Raw genomic sequence first — 15,180 nt, 5'->3', positions numbered from 1 at the left:
GCTCTTATCCTTTGTAAAGTTTCGGGTTCAGCACGTCTCGCATCCAGTCACCCAAGAGATTGATGACAAGAACGAGGACCACCAGAACCACGCCGGGGATGGCGGTGATCCACCAGCTGCCCGAGAAAATGTAATCAAAACCCGAGGAGATCAGTGAGCCGAGTGACGGCTGGCTCGGCGGCATGCCCAGACCAAGAAAGCTAAGCGAAGCCTCGGAGATGATGGCGTTGGCGACCTGCACGGTGGAGATCACAAAGATCGGGGACAGTGAGTTGGGCAGGATATGGCGGACCATGATCCGCAGCGGACCAAAGCCCAGCACACGCGCGCTGTCGATGTATTCTTTCTTCTTCTCGGCCAGAACGGTGGCGCGCACGGTGCGGGCGTATTGCGGCCATTCGGCGACGCCAATCACCGCGATGAGGAAATAGATTGCATATTGATTGAAGGTCTCGCTGCCGAACATCGCCTGCGTCACCGCAAGAAAGATGATGGCCACCATCAATGTTGAGAACGACAGCTGGATATCGGCAAAGCGCATCAGCAGGCTATCGATCCGTCCCCCGACATAGCCGGCCACCAAGCCGATGGAAATCCCGAGGAAAGCCTGCAATGCCACAGCGCAGAGACCGATCAACAGCGACAACCGTGTCCCATAAAGGATGGTGGACCACAGATCGCGTCCCTGATCATCGGTGCCGAACACAAACTGTGAATCCGACCCGTCAATCCAGACCGGTGGATATTCGCTGTTCATGATATCGATTTGCGCCGGATCATAGGGGTCAAACGGAGCCAATACCGGTGCCAGAACCGAGGCAATGGTAATGACCAAGAAGACCGCGAAGGAGACCATCGCCACCGGGTTGCGCCGAAAGCTGTAGCCCATATTTGAGTTCCAAAGTCGGCTGAACCGCGATGGTGTACTTTGGTTTGTGCTAAGGCTGCTCATGCGCCCATCCTCGCGATATTAACAGTTGGATTGACGAGCCCGTAAATCAGGTCGACGATGGTGTTGGTGACCACAAAGATGAACCCCACGATGATGAGATATGCCACGATCAGCGGGGTATCGACGCGGTTCACCGCCTCCAGGAACATGAACCCCATGCCGGGCCACTGGAAAACGGTCTCCGTCAGGATGGTGTAGGCCACCATGGTTCCGATCTGCACACCGCCAACAGTGATCACCGGCAGCAACGTGTTCTTGAGCGCGTGGATGAAGTAAATGCGATAAGGGCGAATGCCCTTGGCGCGGGCGTATTTCACATATTCGCTTTGCAGTACTTCCATCATCTCAGCCCGGATCAGGCGCACGAACAGCGGCAGCATGATCGAGGCCAGCGCGACGGAGGGCAGCAGGATATGCACCCAACCATCTGCGGTGGCAAAATTTGTGTCCCAGTAGCCAAACACATGCACAACGTCGCCGCGCCCATAAGAAGGGAACCAGCCAAGTTCGACGGAGAACACAAAAATCATCAGGATCGCAGTCAGGAACACCGGAACGGAAATCCCAACAATCGAGATGCCCATAATCAGGCGGCTGAGGATGGTATTGGGTTTGATCGCAGTGTAGACGCCGAGGGGCACGGACAGGCCAACGATGATCAGGGTTGCGCCCATAACCAGCTCAAGCGTTGCCGGAAGTTTTTTCAGGATCACATCCAGCGCCGGTTCCTTAAAGAAGTAGCTGGTGCCGAGATCGCCCTGAAGGGCGTTGCCGAGAAAGCGGACATATTGGGTTACGAAGCTGTCGTTCAGGCCCAGTTCGTCGCGCAGCTGCTGACGGACCTCTTCGGAGACGGACTGACCGACCAGTTCCCGCAGGGGATCACCGAGGTTGTCCTGAATGGCAAAGCCGATCAGCGAGATGGCAAACATCACCGCGATGGCCTGGAACACGCGTTTCACGAGGTAGGCGAGCATGTTTGAGTTACCTTGTATCAGTCACTTGTTGATGGGCACAACGCCGTTGACGCCCGGCGGGCGGCAGGGACATGCCCATAAAGAAGTGGTGAAAATCTGGGGAATATTTCGAAAGAGCCGGGGCAGCGCTGCCGCCCCGGCCAGAAACCTATCAGTCGACTTTCAGATCGCCGAAGTAGGGGAAGTTCAGAGCGTTCACGATTTTTTCAGCGTGGACACCATCGCGCGCACCCCAGGCCAGATTCTGCCAGTGCAGCGGAATGAAGGCGGCTTCTTCATAAAGGATGCCTTCCAGCTTGCGCAGCAATTCACCGCGTTTGGTCTGGTCGGTTGTCGCATTGGCTTCCGCCATCAGCGCATCCGCTTCCGGGTTGCAGTAGTTACCGGAGTTGTACTGGCCGTTGCCGGTGGTTTCATCCGGGCAATGGGTCAGGAACTGGTGGAAGTTCGCTGAGTCTTCGGTATCCGCGTGCCAGCCGATCATCATCATGTCTGCCGCACGCTCGTCGAATGTCGGCCAATACTGCGCCTTGGGCATCGTCTGCAGATCAACTTTAATGTTGATTTTTGCCAGCATCGAAGCCACGGCCTGCGCGATTTTGTCATCGTTCACATAGCGGTTGTTCGGCGCCATCATGGTGACCGAGAAGCCATCAGCATAGCCAGCTTCCGCCATCAGAGCTTTGGCCTTCTCCACGTCAAAGCGCGGCGTCAGGCTTTCATCATAACCAAGGTAGCCGGCCGGGCTGGCCTGTGCACCAACGGTACCGAAACCACGCATGATGCGGTCCACGATGCCTGCGTTGTTCACGGCATAGTCGATCGCCTTGCGAACGCGTGCATCTTTGAAAGCTTCAACGCGGTTCTGGTTCAGTTGGAACGTGATAATACGTGTGCCAGGCTCGGTGATCAGCGTGGTACCGTCATGCTCCTCAACCCGCTTCAGGTCGGTCGGCGGAACGGGGGCGATAAAATCAACATCGCCTGCCAGCAACGCGGCCACGCGTGTCGGATCTTCCTTAATCGGCGTGAGGATGATCTTGTCGGCATTGCCCTCAGAAGCGGTGTCCCAATAACCATCAAAGCGGTCAAAGATAACCTTCACGCCCTGCTCACGCTCGGTGACAGTGAAGGGGCCAGTACCGGAAAGATTCCGCGAGGCGAAGCTGTCGCCATGCTTAACCAGTTCGGCCTTGTCTTTACCGTCCTCGGTGGTGCCGGAGTAAAACTGGCTGTCCATCGGGAAAATATACGTCGCAGTGTGCAGGATCAGCGGGTAGGGCTCGGATGTTTTCAGATCGAACGTCAGCTCATCCACCACTTCAACGTCGGTGAAAGGTGCAAAGATACCTTTGAAATCGGGGCTGGCCTTCAGGCGGTCAAAGGTCCAGTCGACATCAGCCGACGTCAGCGCGTTGCCGCTATGGAAGGTTACACCATCGCGCAGTTTGAAGCGCATTGTGGTGTCGTCGATCTGCTCCCAGCTTTCGGCCAGCCGCGGTGCGAACTGCAGGTCTTTGGTCCAGCGCACCAGCGGGTCAAAAACCATATGCGAAAGCTGCAGAGTGCCACCCGACAACTGCTCATGCGGGTCCAGCGAAACCGGATCGGCATCATAGGCCACCTTGATGGTCACTTCTGCCATTGCTGCCGTGCTCAGGGTTGCCGTCAGCGTGGCAACAGCGAGCGTGCTCGCAAAATGTTTCATTATTCGTCCTCCCGTTACGATATTGTTATTTCATCGGTATCGCAGGGCTGGCGAACAATCCAATGCCGATTGCAATGCGGCTATGCAAAATGCGTATAGCTATATTTATTAATATATTTCAATAGTTTGAATATCCTGTCTCTTCATCAGAGGCAAACCCGCATTCCATATATCACAAGGGCCGACTCCGATTCAGAGCGGCAGAATCAGCTTCGACGGCGAAACCGAACGTGGCGACTTGTGCTGAAACTTGCGCACAACGAGCAAGCATCTGCGCCACTTTCTGCCTAGAGCCGCGCGGTCCCCGAATAGTCGCACCCCCGAGAATCAGAGCGCAGCAAAGGCAAACCGCGCCGAACCCTCGTCGTTGATCAAGAAACAGTCGATGGCATTGAGGCTCTTTGTGCGTGATGCGCGCCCATTAATGCCCCGTTAACCATGATTGTCGGCCAAAAGTTTGCGCGCAGTTCGGAAAAACCCTATCGCTTTTAATCAAATCGTTCCATCCAATGCGAAAGAGAGAGCCCCCAATGGCAAATGTATTCGTTGCGTCGTTTCCAGGCGTGTCCTCGCTGAGCAACTACTTGGCCTTTGATGGGTTTGAGACCTCTCGTACATCGTTTGGAACCATCGTCTCGCCTACTGAGCTTGAGCAGACCGGCGAAGATGGTTCAATTCTGCGTCTCGGCGGCGATTTCTCTAGCGCAGATCAGGCCGATTGGCAGATTTTCTCTATGGATCATTCGCTTAATGGCGCCCCGATTGTGTCAATTTCTGACATTTCGATGAGCTTTGATCGTTTCGTATCGTTGCGCGCCGAAGACGTCGCACGGGAGCTGCTGTCCGGCGATGACCAAATCACCGCACTCTTGAATGACAATGTAACAGCAATTCGAACCTATGCTGGCGGCGATCGGGTTTCGTTGGGCGCCGGCGACGATACCGTAGCGGCTGGTGCTGGTAATGATTTCCTGACCGGGGGTTTGGGTGCTGATGTTCTTCGCGGCGGTTCGGGAGCCGACACGTTGCACGGAAACGGCGGCGATGATGTACTTCGCGGCGGAGTAGGCCGTGATGTCGTCTTCGGCGGCGTGGGAGCCGACCTTCTTGGGGGTGGTCGAGGCAATGATCGCCTGATCGGTGGGTCAGGCAGTGACACAATTCGCGGCGGCGCCGGTGTAGATCGCTTGTACGGCGGAACCGGAGATGACCTCATGACCGGAGGTGACGGGGCCGATATCTTTGTGTTTAACGAGGGCGACCACACAGATCGCATAACTGATTTTGAGGTTGGCGTTGATCGCATCAAACTGGGTCGTGGGGCGGAGAGCATGGACGATGTGGATTTCGCCCAAGTTGGCGACGATGCCGCAATCTATTTTGCCAATGTGACCATTCTGGTCGAGGATACGACCTTTTCTGAACTGCAAAGCGCAGACCACTTTCTGTTCTGATATAGTGGTGATCGGGCCAGATATCCTGCCAACCACCCGGCGGCAGCACTCAGAGAGCTACTCTCTGGGCATCCTGGCGGCAACAAACGAGCCGAATTCGGCTCATCGAAGGAGGTAAAAGATGATGAATGTTAAGTGTAAACTCGTTGCCGCAGCCCTTTCTTGCGTCCTGCCAATGGCGGCAGCTGCCGACCCACTGCCACGCAGCGCGAAAATCGCAAGCCCGCAGAAAATCGCCAAGATCTATTCTGGCAAGACTGAGCTTTGGACCAACAATTGTGGTGGGGGGATCTACTTTGGTCCCGGCGGTCAGGCAAGGGCATGGTGCGCTGACCAAAGTGACAACCTTGGTGCCGGGACTTGGAGCGTGGATGCCAACGGCCAGATGTGTCAGGATCTTGTCTGGTATTACCCCAGTGGGCGCCGCGCGGGCGCCAGCGCAAGCGACAAATCCTGCATTAGCCATGTTGTTGATGCTTGGGGAGTCATGTGGCGCAGCTGGCCAAATGATCCAGAATGGTGGCCGATGGGAAAAGACACAGGCATGGTGCGCGGTTATAAATTCCAGACTCAGGTTCGGCAGACCCGCTCGAAATTGGGTTTCTGACAACTACGCTGGAACTGGTCATTTGAAGGGTCGGAGAAAAATCTCTCCGGCCCTTCGCTTTTAGCTTGCACCGACGCATAACTGCGCATAAACCCCGCCGCAGTGGACCGATAGCTCAGCTGGATAGAGTACTTGACTACGAATCAAGGGGTCGGGGGTTCGAATCCTCCTCGGTCCGCCACTACCTCTTTCGTAAGATTACACATGGTTCTGCCTTTTGCGGCAGACAGCTTACTTGGTCGATTTTAAGAAATGTTCCGCCCGTGCAATTGAGAAACGGAGGACCATAGCTGGCGACAAGGTGGCCCAAACCCGAAGATATTGTCGTGAGGTTACGGCAAGTCCAAGTTTTGACGGGACAAGGCATGCCCGGATTGATGCGAACCGTCAGATGGGTGCGGCAGAGCAAACATATTACCGCTGGAAGAAAAATATGGCGGAATGGGCACAAGACGTTTCAACGAACTGAAGCGGCCGCAGAAGCAGAATGAGCGTCTTCGCCGAGCAGTTTCGGACCTGACACTGGACAGATTAATCCTATCCAAGGCCGCAAAGAGAAACTTCGGAGCCCCTCGCACCGCCGGGCCTGCATCGACCACATTCGCAGCAAGATGAAGGTTTCTGAGCGTTGCGGTTACCGCGTTCTGGGCAAACATCGGTTCACAAAGCAGCGATTTGCTTCAAGGGTGTGCAGACGAGGAACGCCTGATCGCCGATATGGTTTGGCCAGGTTGCGGCCCTACCGAGAGACGCTGGCTGGCAGGTGAATGACAAACGTGTCGAACCTCTATCACCGCCGGAATGCGATTACCGACGCCTCCTCTCTTTTGCTGAGAACGGTTGAGCAGGGGTCTTTCGGCCCGGTCCTCTGACCCTCGATAGTCTGTCGTTTGCGCCACTTCACCACCGTCTTGGGATTGATCCCCAGTTCCCGGCTCAACTCCGCGATCAAAGCTTGCGCTTCTTGGGATCATGCTACGCATAACCCTGCCAGCCAATGGAGTGCGGTATTGCTGCTCTGTGGGCATGCGTGCCCTGTCGGCAGATCGGCTGTGCAAATCGCCTGCTGGCTAACAGTACGTGGCGCTGCCACGATAAACTTATCCTACAAGGCCTCCTTCCATTCCAACAATAGGATCACACCATCAAACCATGGGATCAAACACCTGGGAGTACTTTGTTCAGAGCCAGAGAGCACGACAGTTCAATATGTCTCGCCCCTTACTCTCTGGAAAACTATTCCCGTGGAGATAATGCGCGCCGAAACATGTCAGCGCGCATCGGAGGAAATGTTACGTCAGCCTGTGGCGCAGGGCCGGGAGGCGGGACAGGAACATCCAGTCAACAACAAGCAGCGCCAGAAGTGCCAGCCCTGCCATCGGAAACGCCATGGACACGGCCAGGCCAACCAGGACTGCGCCCTGCCAGATGGGCATTTCCTTTGGCATCGGCGGCGCCGAAAGACGGCCAGCCCTGGTCGGACGACGTTTCCACCAGAGCACAATTGCGCTGACACATAGGAACAGGACGGACAGACAAACCAGCGTGTTTGCGAGAACGCTCCATAGCCCCAGGGTCCCCATATGAAGGGCGATGCCAACCGCCATCGCCTTCCCCGCCCAAGAGTAATCGGCAAACCGGACATCGGCCAGGATCTTACCCGTATGGCGGTCGATATGAACGGTCCGGTCGGAGGTGGGGTTGGTGCTGTCTGTGCTCATTGAATCCCGGCTGACGGTCCAGACACCGGTGTCGCCGCGCGGAATGCTCAGCTGATATCGCCCCTCAAACCCGATGCGGCGGGCGAGGGCATCGATGCTGTCGAGGTCGACAACAGCAGTAGTCACACCAACCAGTCCCACATCGCTGCCCGAGGCGGGCATCGGCGTTTGTTCCAGCGCCCATGGAACCTCGCGACGGGCGTGATCCATACTGGCATGAATATCGTCGGACAGCGGGACATTGTCCCATTTTTCGGCTGGGAACTGGCTCCAGGCCTGCACCATTTTGCCCCCCCAAACGCCAGCCCAGGCGAGGCCGGAAATGAGAAACAGCATAAGAAACAGTGAGATCCAGATGCCGACAACACCATGCAGGGATTTCCACAGGCTGCGGCCACGTCCCGGGCTGGGTAGCAAGGCACGACGCCATCCAATCGTCCGGGGCCACCACATGTAAAGGCCTGTTGCAATCAGCACCAACGCCAATGAGGCTGCGGTTTCCAGAATGCGGTCACCACTGACGCCAAGCATCAGATCGCTGTGCAGATTATCCGCAAAATCGTACCAACCGCTGCGGCGCGGGAAGGTCTCGATGACCTCCGCAGAATAGGGATCAACCGCGATCATGATGGCATCGCCCTCGTGATCGACGCGGAAAAGCGCTGCGCGGTCGGCGGCGCGGGGGGCCACATATTGTCTTAGTTCGCCGTCTGGCAGGCGTGCCTGCGCGGCCTCCGCCTGTACCGACAGTGGCTGAACCTGTTCTTGCGCAACCACCGGCGTACGCTCACCATCGCGGCCATCGATCCAAGCGATCCACAGCATGGCGAGGCCGGTAACCGCAAGCACAGCGAGAAAGGGAATGACAAACAGACCAGTGTAGAAGTGCCACCGCCAGGCGGCAAAATAGAGTTTTTGCGCGCTGCCCTGCGGCTGCGCGGTAGAATTGGGCATATTCATGGGTTGGCTCCAGGCCTTTGGGTGCTGTTGTTGCCACAGCACCTGAGTTGCAATTGACGTCAGAGAAGCGTTGTCAAAAGCGCGGGAGGAGCGCGGCTGCCATGAGCCGGATCACGCCAAAGCGTGCAGTGCGGTCGCGTCACCAATGGAGCGGAGGCCGTTGGTCGTTGCACCCATGCGACGCCGGATATTGCCGGATGGCCGGGTATCAGCGCGGCTGCAACCAGTCGGCAGGCTTCACATTGTGCGAGAGTGCCGTGCCCCGGATCCTGACTGTCGCCACATAGATCACTGAGTGCACCGCCTGCCGCGACAAAGGCTGCGTAGTCGGGGGAGTCTTCGGCGCGCTCAATCGTATGCGCAAAACCAGTGCTGGCCAGGGCCAACACGAGCGCCAGAATCATGGCCAGTCGTGGAAAGATATGAACCGCGAATCGCATAGAGAGTGTCGTAGTGTGACTGCGGTTAAATTGCGAGTGGTTCTGAGGTGGAATCAGGGCTTTGAAAGCCGAAAGGGTCATGTGCTGTGCGATAGTGGGTCTGATCCGTGACAAGGCGCTATGCCTGCCCGGCGGCCCGTCTGGCTGAGAAGAGCGCAGCTCCATAGACCAGCACATATCCAAAAAATGCGGCGCACCAGGCCGTAGCCGAGAGGTGATAGAGCCAATCGGCGCTGCCTAGGCCGATCCCGGCGACAACTCGGGCGACGCTTGCCAATAAGAGCGCCAGTAAGATCAGTTTTGTGCCAGGGCCAGCCACCAGCGGTCGCCCTGTATGGCCCAGCGTGGCACGTATCATTACCGCAAGGGTCATCATGCCAATGGCGCCAGCCATCCAGAGGTGCTGTGCAGCGGCAGCGTCCAGTGGCACCTGCGGTATTTGCGCCATAGCCATGAGAACAGCGCCGATAGGGATCATCGCATAGGCCAGATGCAGCACAGCGAGCAATGGTTCTGCCGCCGTGCTGTGTCCCTGCCAGCGCCCCATGCGCAGCAGATGCCCTATTGCAAAGATCGTCAATGCGACGGCCGTCGCGAGATGATCAGGCATCGCCACCCAGATACCAAGGGCGGGCAGGCTGATAGCCAAGACAGCTTTGTCTAACCGCTGCATCGGGCTGGCGGGACGAGCATCAACACCCGTCTTAGTGAGCCAATTGCCCGTGAAACTGGGGATGATGCGACCACCGATGAGGCAGATCATGCCAATCACCGTTGCCAATCCCAAACGCATCCCGAGGCCTTGCGCCGGGTATCCGCCTCCTGCTGTTTCAAGATGCACCAATAGCAGCGCCAATGTGTGCAGCCCCAGCAACAGTAGAACAACAAGGTTGCGCCAGTTGCGCCCCGCGATGATCTCGCGCAGGATCACCGATCCTAGGATCAGTGGAAAACTCAGATCGACAAAGGCCACAACGACAGCAGACAGATCTGCGGCAAATAGGGTGGTGACGCGCCCTGCGAGCCAGAGCAGCACCAAACCCAGCAACGGCCAGCCTTTGAGCGGCGCCCGCCCGGTCCAATTTGGAACCGCCGTGAGTAGGAAGCCAGCCAGAACCGCACTGAGGTATCCAAACAGGAATGCCTTGGCATGCCAGGAGACCGGATCAAGCATGATCGGGAGCGTCAGCGCGCCGCTCAGCAGTCCGATCCAGGCGATCATAGCCAGCCCGGCCCAAAGCGCGGCGAGGAAGAAAAACGGCCGGAAGCCATAGGAGAGAATGGCGGGGGGCCAAGTTGGCGCGATTACATCCTTGCGACCTGCGTCTGTTGTCACTGTCATAGGTCAGATCCGTTTCTTAAAATACTTAGGGCTACGCTGCGTCCATCAGGCGTCGGATATGTCCGGCGAAGGCGTAAGTGGCAGGCACCGCGATCAGGGCGCCGATCGCGATGGAGACGGCGGTTCCCAACACCGGCAGCCCAAGCCAGCTGGTGATCAGGGAGGCAAAGAAGACGTTGACGGCCATCGCGCCTACACCAAAAGGATAAAGTGCGATTGCGATACGCCTGCGCGACCAGCCCGCCTGCGATGTCATCGCCTTGCCACCAAGACATGCACCGCTGCAAGGGCCAGCACCAGCGCAATACAGGCCAGCGCAAACCAGAACTCAGCGGTTGCAGACTGCGCCTGCGGGGCCGGGCGGTCGAAACCCGTGGCCAGCGCGGGCAGGGCGGTGACCGCGGCGCAGACTATTCCGGATAAGATATAACGCATGTCAGCTCTCCTGTGTCAGACTACGGTAGATGTCGGGCAGGGCCCGTGACAGTCGGGTAGGGTTCGGCAGGAGCGAAAACCCGCCGCGGCCGAAAATCCGGGCGAACCAGTCCTGACCGTCTTCGTCGATGATGATGCCATGCAGGCTTTGGCCCGCGCGGCGGGCGCTACGTACGGCCATGCGGCTGTCTTCAATACCGTGCTGGCCTTCGTAGTGGTCGAGATCATTGGGCTTGCCATCTGTTAGGACAATCAGCAGCTTACGGCTGGATGGCTCTGCCGCCAGCTGGGCGCTGACGTGGCGGATCGAAGCCCCAAGGCGGGTGTAGTGGCCCGGTTGCAGCGCGCCGATATTGGCGGTGACAGCATCGGACATCGGCATGTCAAACCCCTTGCAGCGGGTTAAGAACACCCGGTCGCGGCGCAGGGATGAGAAGCCCCAGATCGCCAATCTGTCGCCTGCAACATCAATCCCGAGAGCCAGCGCCGCCATAGCGTTGCGGGCAATGTCGATCACACTGCTGTCAGCAATCGCGGCTTCAGTGGACCGCGAGGTGTCGATCAGAAAGGCAACCGAGAGATCGCGCTGCTGTTGGCGTGCGCTCTGCCAAAGCCGATCACTGCCACGCCCGGTCGCCGCCAGATCGGCTTGGTTGGAGATAACTGCATCCAGATCCAGCTCGGCGCCGTCGACTTGCCGTGGCTGCAGGATGCGGCGCGGACGCAACGCTTCGAACTGGCGACGCACCATCCGGATCTGGCGGGGGTCGGGTCGAAAGGGATGCTGCGCGTCAGGCTGTGCATCCGCCTCAAGCACGCGGCAGTGATCCGTCATCTCACATTGGCTGAGATGGTTCCACTCGGGGTAGGTGTATTCCGCACTCAGCCGTTCGTGTTCGGCATCTGCGGGCGATAGATCCAGATGCAGCCGCAACCGGGACGCCAGCCGACGGTCATGTTTGGTAAGCGGGATAAGATCCTGATCCTCTGCGGCCTTTTGGGCGTTGTCAGGGTCATCATCATCAACACTGCGGTTGATATTCATCGACTCCACCCAGGACAGGATGGATTCAAACCGATGCAGGATGAAACTGTCCTTACGACGCGCCTGATCCTGATCGATGCGCGCGCCCAGCTTGCGACTGCTACTTGCCGCAGTCGGCAGCGCGGTCGCCTGCTCGGCGGATTCTTCTGCGGCCATTGCGGCGTGGCCGGGAGCCTCAAAACGGAGCCAGAACGGTACCGGTGCAAACGGGAGATAGCGCCCCGCCTCCGTTGGCAAATCTGTGCTCAGCGGTTGGTCGGTCGTGACCTCCCACGGATCCTGAGACAAAGCCGCGAGAACCTGTTCTGCGACCATCCGATCAGCGGCATGGGCTGGCTGCGCCTTGCGCTGTTCCAGGCACAGGCTTGCCATTTGTCGGTAGGTTTGCCGCAGGCCGGGACAATACCCGGCGGCACGGTGGCTGGCGGCAAGGGTGGCCCGGATCCGGGCCAGATCGGCAGCGCGGGCTGATTTGGTCGGCTGCGGTTGCAGCTCTGCGGGATCAGCGACCGCAGCCTGTGCGACCAGCCAGAAATAGGCAGCCCGGTTCAGCTCATAGCGGGGAAAGCAGGCCATCACGGGGGGCAGGGCCAATCGCCTACCGTCGTAACGTGGGATGAACTCGCGCATCCGATCCGCCGCAACCCGGTGCGTCAGGGATCGCCGGTGCTGTGCCACCGTGGCAGGTGCCTCCACCAGATCGACCGATGCGGCCCCGCCCAAGGCGCGAAACAGCACTGCAAGGCTGGGCCTCAGGTCCTGCAACCGGCAGGCCGCAGCAGATAGCGTCGCGCCATCCTCTGCGACCTCACCGGCGAGATTGCTGGCCATATCGTGCCAGAGGTTGCCAACAGTTTCCTCCGGCTCCATCAGGTCGAGCAATTTCATAGCGCTACCCGTAGATCGTCGCGATCAGATCGCGCAGCGCTTGTTTGATGTCCTCTTCATCGGTGAGAGGTTCGATGATCGCTGCCTCCAGCGCTGGCTCAATTGGCATGCCGCGATGGATCAGACTGGCGGTATAGATCAGCAGCCGAGTCGACACGCCCTCTTCCAGATCCATGCCCGACAGGGCGCGGATATGACCGGCCAACCGCACCAGCGGTTGCACCTTCGACACATCCAGCCCGCTTTCCTGAGCGACGATAGCGCATTCCGAGTGCGGGTTGGGAAAATCGAAACTGGCTGAGAGAAACCTTTGCCGTGTCGAAGGTTTGAGCCGCTTCAGCACGTTCTGATAGCCGGGATTGTAAGAGGCAACCAACATGAAGCCGGGCGGCGCCACCAGTTCCTCGCCGGTACGGTCAATCATCAGCGTGCGGCGGTTGTCGGTCAGTGGATGAAGCACCACGGTGACATCCTTGCGCGCCTCGACAACCTCATCCAGATAGCAGATGCCCCCCTCGCGCACGGCGCGGGTCAGTGGACCATCGACCCAATGGGTATCGCCCCCTTTCAACAAATACCGGCCAATCAGGTCAGCGGCGGAGAGATCATCATGGCAGGCCACGGTATAAAGCGGCCGATCCAGCCTGGCTGCCATATGTTCGACAAACCGTGTCTTGCCGCAGCCGGTCGGCCCCTTCAACAGAAGGGGCAGGCCTTGGGCATGGGCGGTTTCGAACAATGCGCATTCCTGAGCAATTTCATGGTAATGCGGGATCGGGCGGGGGGCATGCATGTTCATGACTTACTCCCCCGCAACCGTGCCGGTCTTATGCGCTGGTCCGGGTGCAATCACCTCATCCCGGCGCACCACCAAAAGCGCATAGATGAACAGCAAGGCCCCGATCACAACCGCAGCGCCGGCCCCGAACCGCATCAGATAGAAAATCGACAGGCTGTCCTGCACATCCATGTAATAGTCCCCGATAACGCGCTGCATATGGGTCTGAATGGTGCCGGCAAAGGTCAGCACGAAGGTCATGAACGCCATGCCGCCGGTCATCAGCCAGAAGCTGGCCATATTCAGAACCTGGTTATACGGCGCCCGTCCGCGCAGCATTGGCATCGCGTAGGTAAAGATCGCGAGGTTCAGCGCCACATAAGCGCCGTAGAAGGACAGATGCCCATGTGCAGCGGTGATCTGGGTGCCGTGGCTGTAGAAATTGACCCCATGCAGCGTGTGCAGGAACCCCCAGACACCCGCACCGAAGAAGGCAACAGTGCTGGACCCGAGCGACCACAGAAGAGCAGCCTTGTTGGGGTGGTTCTTGCGTCCCTTCCAGACCATCACAAAGGCAAAGGACATCATCAGGAAGAAGGGGATCACCTCAAACGTTGAGAAGATCGAGCCAACCCACTGCCAGTAGCCGGGCAAACCAATCCAGTAGAAATGGTGACCGGTGCCCAAAATGCCCGAGAAAAGAGCGGTGGCGACGATAACATAGAGCCATTTTTCAACCACTTCACGGTCGACCCCGGTCAGCTTCAGCAGCAGGAAGGCAAGGATCGCCGCCATCACCAGTTCCCAGGTTGCTTCCACCCAGAGGTGGACAACAAACCACCAGTACATCTTGTCCAGAGAGAGGTTTTCCGGGTTGATAAAGGCGAAAACCCACAGCAGCGACAGCAGCCATAGCCCCATCAACAAGACATTGGTGATCGCGGTTTTCTTCCCCGCCAGCACTGTCATCGACACATTGAAGAGGAAGATCAGCGCGGCGACGAGGATGCCGAACTTCACCCAGAGCGGTTGCTCCAGAAATTCGCGCCCACCGTGGATGCCGACCAGATAGGACCCAACCGCCCCAAGTGTGCCGACCATCAGGATCGCAAGCTGCAGATAGGCCAATTTGACCGAGTAGATCTCGCGCTCGGATTCCTCCGGGATCAGGAAATAGGCCGCACCGAAGAAGCCAAGCAGCAACCAAACGATCAACGCGTTGGTGTGCAGCATACGAATGATATTGAAGGGCAGCAGTTCAGACAGGAAATTGGGTGAGACATAAACCCAACCTGCCAATAACCCGCCGAGGACCTGAATTGCGAAGAGCGCCATCGCGCAGATGAAATAGGCCTGAGCGACCTTTTGAGATTGATATTTCATGATGTCTCTCCCTTAGCCCGCGTCATTCGGCGGCCAGCCCTGAGTGTCGGTCTGATCGGCCCATCGCAGGAATTCGGCCAGGCCGCGGGTTTCCTCTTCGGTCAACTCGAAATAAGGCATCTGACGGCGCCCCTCGACACCGCTGGGCTGGCTCTCCATCCAGCTGTTCAAGATTTCAAAGGCTTCTTCAGGGTCATCCTGAACACCCCATCTGGTCATCACATTGCCGACTTCCGGCGCGAAATATGCCCCCTCGCCGTGTAGCGTGTGGCAGTTGATGCAGGAGTGTCGTTCCCAGACCCGTTTGCCCAGTGTGACGGCTTCGGTCAGGGGCATTCCTGCGGTGGAGGTTGTCACCACATAGCGGTGGCTGTGCACGGTCATGCCAATGAACACCACGACGAAGAAAATCGATCCTCCGTAGAACACATTGCGCGCCCGCGACTTGGTCAGAAATTCAGCCATGGCGTGGCCCTTTCCGGCAGTTGCT

14 protein-coding genes, 1 tRNA gene and 2 pseudogenes are annotated in these 15,180 nt (G+C 58.1%); 4 read left to right on the top strand and 13 right to left on the bottom strand.

Features of this window, described 5'->3' with window-relative positions:
- Nucleotides 1–4 precede the first annotated feature (4 nt).
- The 3 genes from D1820_RS17920 to D1820_RS17910 form a co-directional block, all read right to left on the bottom strand.
- Nucleotides 5–952, bottom strand: coding sequence for an ABC transporter permease (locus tag D1820_RS17920; RefSeq protein WP_040169841.1), 948 nt, complete (start codon nt 950–952; stop codon nt 5–7).
- Nucleotides 949–1,929, bottom strand: coding sequence for an ABC transporter permease (locus D1820_RS17915; RefSeq protein WP_014881734.1), 981 nt, complete (start codon nt 1,927–1,929; stop codon nt 949–951). Before D1820_RS17915 ends, D1820_RS17920 begins: the two co-directional genes overlap by 4 nt.
- Before the next feature lie 151 nt (nt 1,930–2,080).
- Nucleotides 2,081–3,637 (bottom strand): ABC transporter substrate-binding protein, encoded by a 1,557-nt coding sequence (locus tag D1820_RS17910; RefSeq protein WP_118070465.1) that lies wholly within the window; start codon nt 3,635–3,637, stop codon nt 2,081–2,083.
- A 584-nt stretch (nt 3,638–4,221) separates the two neighbouring features.
- On the opposite strand from D1820_RS17910, the gene D1820_RS17905 reads away from it, so the two are divergent.
- From D1820_RS17905 to D1820_RS19230, 4 genes and pseudogenes are all read left to right on the top strand, one after another.
- Nucleotides 4,222–5,091 carry a calcium-binding protein gene (locus D1820_RS17905; RefSeq protein ID WP_254683403.1) on the top strand — a complete coding sequence of 290 codons (870 nt, stop codon included), beginning with the start codon at nt 4,222–4,224 and terminating at the stop codon, nt 5,089–5,091.
- 121 nt (nt 5,092–5,212) lie between these two features.
- A complete protein-coding gene (locus tag D1820_RS17900; RefSeq protein ID WP_096873333.1) occupies nt 5,213–5,698 on the top strand; it encodes a DUF995 domain-containing protein in 486 nt (161 codons plus the stop codon).
- 104 nt (nt 5,699–5,802) lie between these two features.
- Nucleotides 5,803–5,879 (top strand) — tRNA-Arg (locus D1820_RS17895).
- Nucleotides 5,880–5,988: 109 nt separating this feature from the next.
- Nucleotides 5,989–6,488 (top strand): annotated as a pseudogene (locus D1820_RS19230) (transposase); the annotation flags it as partial.
- A 3-nt stretch (nt 6,489–6,491) separates the two neighbouring features.
- Here the strand turns inward: D1820_RS19230 and D1820_RS19300 are convergent.
- The 10 genes and pseudogenes from D1820_RS19300 to D1820_RS17850 form a co-directional block, all read right to left on the bottom strand.
- Nucleotides 6,492–6,665, bottom strand: a pseudogene (locus tag D1820_RS19300) (IS481 family transposase); the annotation flags it as partial.
- Between the two features lie 325 nt (nt 6,666–6,990).
- Nucleotides 6,991–8,379 (bottom strand): PepSY domain-containing protein, encoded by a 1,389-nt coding sequence (locus D1820_RS17890; RefSeq protein WP_118070461.1) that lies wholly within the window; start codon nt 8,377–8,379, stop codon nt 6,991–6,993.
- Nucleotides 8,380–8,438: 59 nt separating this feature from the next.
- Complete coding sequence (locus D1820_RS17885; RefSeq protein WP_118070459.1) at nt 8,439–8,819, bottom strand: hypothetical protein; 381 nt, start codon at nt 8,817–8,819, stop codon at nt 8,439–8,441.
- A gap of 118 nt (nt 8,820–8,937) precedes the next feature.
- The gene (locus D1820_RS17880) at nt 8,938–10,161 is read right to left on the bottom strand and encodes an NnrS family protein (RefSeq protein ID WP_118070457.1); all 1,224 of its coding nucleotides are present in this window, start codon (nt 10,159–10,161) and stop codon (nt 8,938–8,940) included.
- Between the two features lie 31 nt (nt 10,162–10,192).
- Nucleotides 10,193–10,417 carry an NnrT protein gene (locus D1820_RS17875; protein WP_118070455.1) on the bottom strand — a complete coding sequence of 75 codons (225 nt, stop codon included), beginning with the start codon at nt 10,415–10,417 and terminating at the stop codon, nt 10,193–10,195.
- Nucleotides 10,414–10,596, bottom strand: coding sequence for a protein NnrT (locus tag D1820_RS17870; protein ID WP_118070453.1), 183 nt, complete (start codon nt 10,594–10,596; stop codon nt 10,414–10,416). The genes D1820_RS17875 and D1820_RS17870 overlap by 4 nt, the downstream gene beginning before the upstream one ends.
- 1 nt (nt 10,597) lies before the next feature.
- On the bottom strand, nt 10,598–12,529 hold the full coding sequence (locus D1820_RS17865) for a nitric oxide reductase activation protein NorD (RefSeq protein ID WP_118070451.1): 1,932 nt from the start codon (nt 12,527–12,529) through the stop codon (nt 10,598–10,600).
- A 4-nt stretch (nt 12,530–12,533) separates the two neighbouring features.
- The gene (locus tag D1820_RS17860; RefSeq protein WP_118070449.1) at nt 12,534–13,328 is read right to left on the bottom strand and encodes a CbbQ/NirQ/NorQ/GpvN family protein; all 795 of its coding nucleotides are present in this window, start codon (nt 13,326–13,328) and stop codon (nt 12,534–12,536) included.
- A 3-nt stretch (nt 13,329–13,331) separates the two neighbouring features.
- Nucleotides 13,332–14,690 carry a cbb3-type cytochrome c oxidase subunit I gene (locus tag D1820_RS17855; RefSeq protein ID WP_118070447.1) on the bottom strand — a complete coding sequence of 453 codons (1,359 nt, stop codon included), beginning with the start codon at nt 14,688–14,690 and terminating at the stop codon, nt 13,332–13,334.
- Between the two features lie 12 nt (nt 14,691–14,702).
- Nucleotides 14,703–15,155 (bottom strand): cytochrome c, encoded by a 453-nt coding sequence (locus D1820_RS17850; protein WP_040175733.1) that lies wholly within the window; start codon nt 15,153–15,155, stop codon nt 14,703–14,705.
- Nucleotides 15,156–15,180 lie beyond the last annotated feature (25 nt).

This window comes from Phaeobacter sp. LSS9 (genome assembly GCF_003443595.1).
Classification (GTDB): Bacteria; Pseudomonadota; Alphaproteobacteria; order Rhodobacterales; family Rhodobacteraceae; genus Phaeobacter; species Phaeobacter piscinae.
Note: the sequence above shows the minus strand (reverse complement) of the source record. Positions and strands in the feature narration are given on the sequence as shown.

Excerpts from the sequence above, each read along its gene's own strand:
- D1820_RS17875 (WP_118070455.1), bottom strand. The coding sequence starts at position 10,417 with ATGACATCGCAGGCGGGCTGGTCGCGCAGGCGTATCGCAATCGCACTT.
- D1820_RS17900 (WP_096873333.1), top strand. The coding sequence starts at position 5,213 with ATGATGAATGTTAAGTGTAAACTCGTTGCCGCAGCCCTTTCTTGCGTC.
- D1820_RS17890 (WP_118070461.1), bottom strand. The coding sequence starts at position 8,379 with ATGAATATGCCCAATTCTACCGCGCAGCCGCAGGGCAGCGCGCAAAAA.
- D1820_RS17885 (WP_118070459.1), bottom strand. The coding sequence starts at position 8,819 with ATGCGATTCGCGGTTCATATCTTTCCACGACTGGCCATGATTCTGGCG.
- D1820_RS17920 (WP_040169841.1), bottom strand. The coding sequence starts at position 952 with ATGAGCAGCCTTAGCACAAACCAAAGTACACCATCGCGGTTCAGCCGA.
- D1820_RS17870 (WP_118070453.1), bottom strand. The coding sequence starts at position 10,596 with ATGCGTTATATCTTATCCGGAATAGTCTGCGCCGCGGTCACCGCCCTG.
- D1820_RS17880 (WP_118070457.1), bottom strand. The coding sequence starts at position 10,161 with ATGACAGTGACAACAGACGCAGGTCGCAAGGATGTAATCGCGCCAACT.
- D1820_RS17850 (WP_040175733.1), bottom strand. The coding sequence starts at position 15,155 with ATGGCTGAATTTCTGACCAAGTCGCGGGCGCGCAATGTGTTCTACGGA.
- D1820_RS17855 (WP_118070447.1), bottom strand. The coding sequence starts at position 14,690 with ATGAAATATCAATCTCAAAAGGTCGCTCAGGCCTATTTCATCTGCGCG.
- D1820_RS17910 (WP_118070465.1), bottom strand. The coding sequence starts at position 3,637 with ATGAAACATTTTGCGAGCACGCTCGCTGTTGCCACGCTGACGGCAACC.
- D1820_RS17915 (WP_014881734.1), bottom strand. The coding sequence starts at position 1,929 with ATGCTCGCCTACCTCGTGAAACGCGTGTTCCAGGCCATCGCGGTGATG.
- D1820_RS17860 (WP_118070449.1), bottom strand. The coding sequence starts at position 13,328 with ATGAACATGCATGCCCCCCGCCCGATCCCGCATTACCATGAAATTGCT.
- D1820_RS17865 (WP_118070451.1), bottom strand. The coding sequence starts at position 12,529 with ATGAAATTGCTCGACCTGATGGAGCCGGAGGAAACTGTTGGCAACCTC.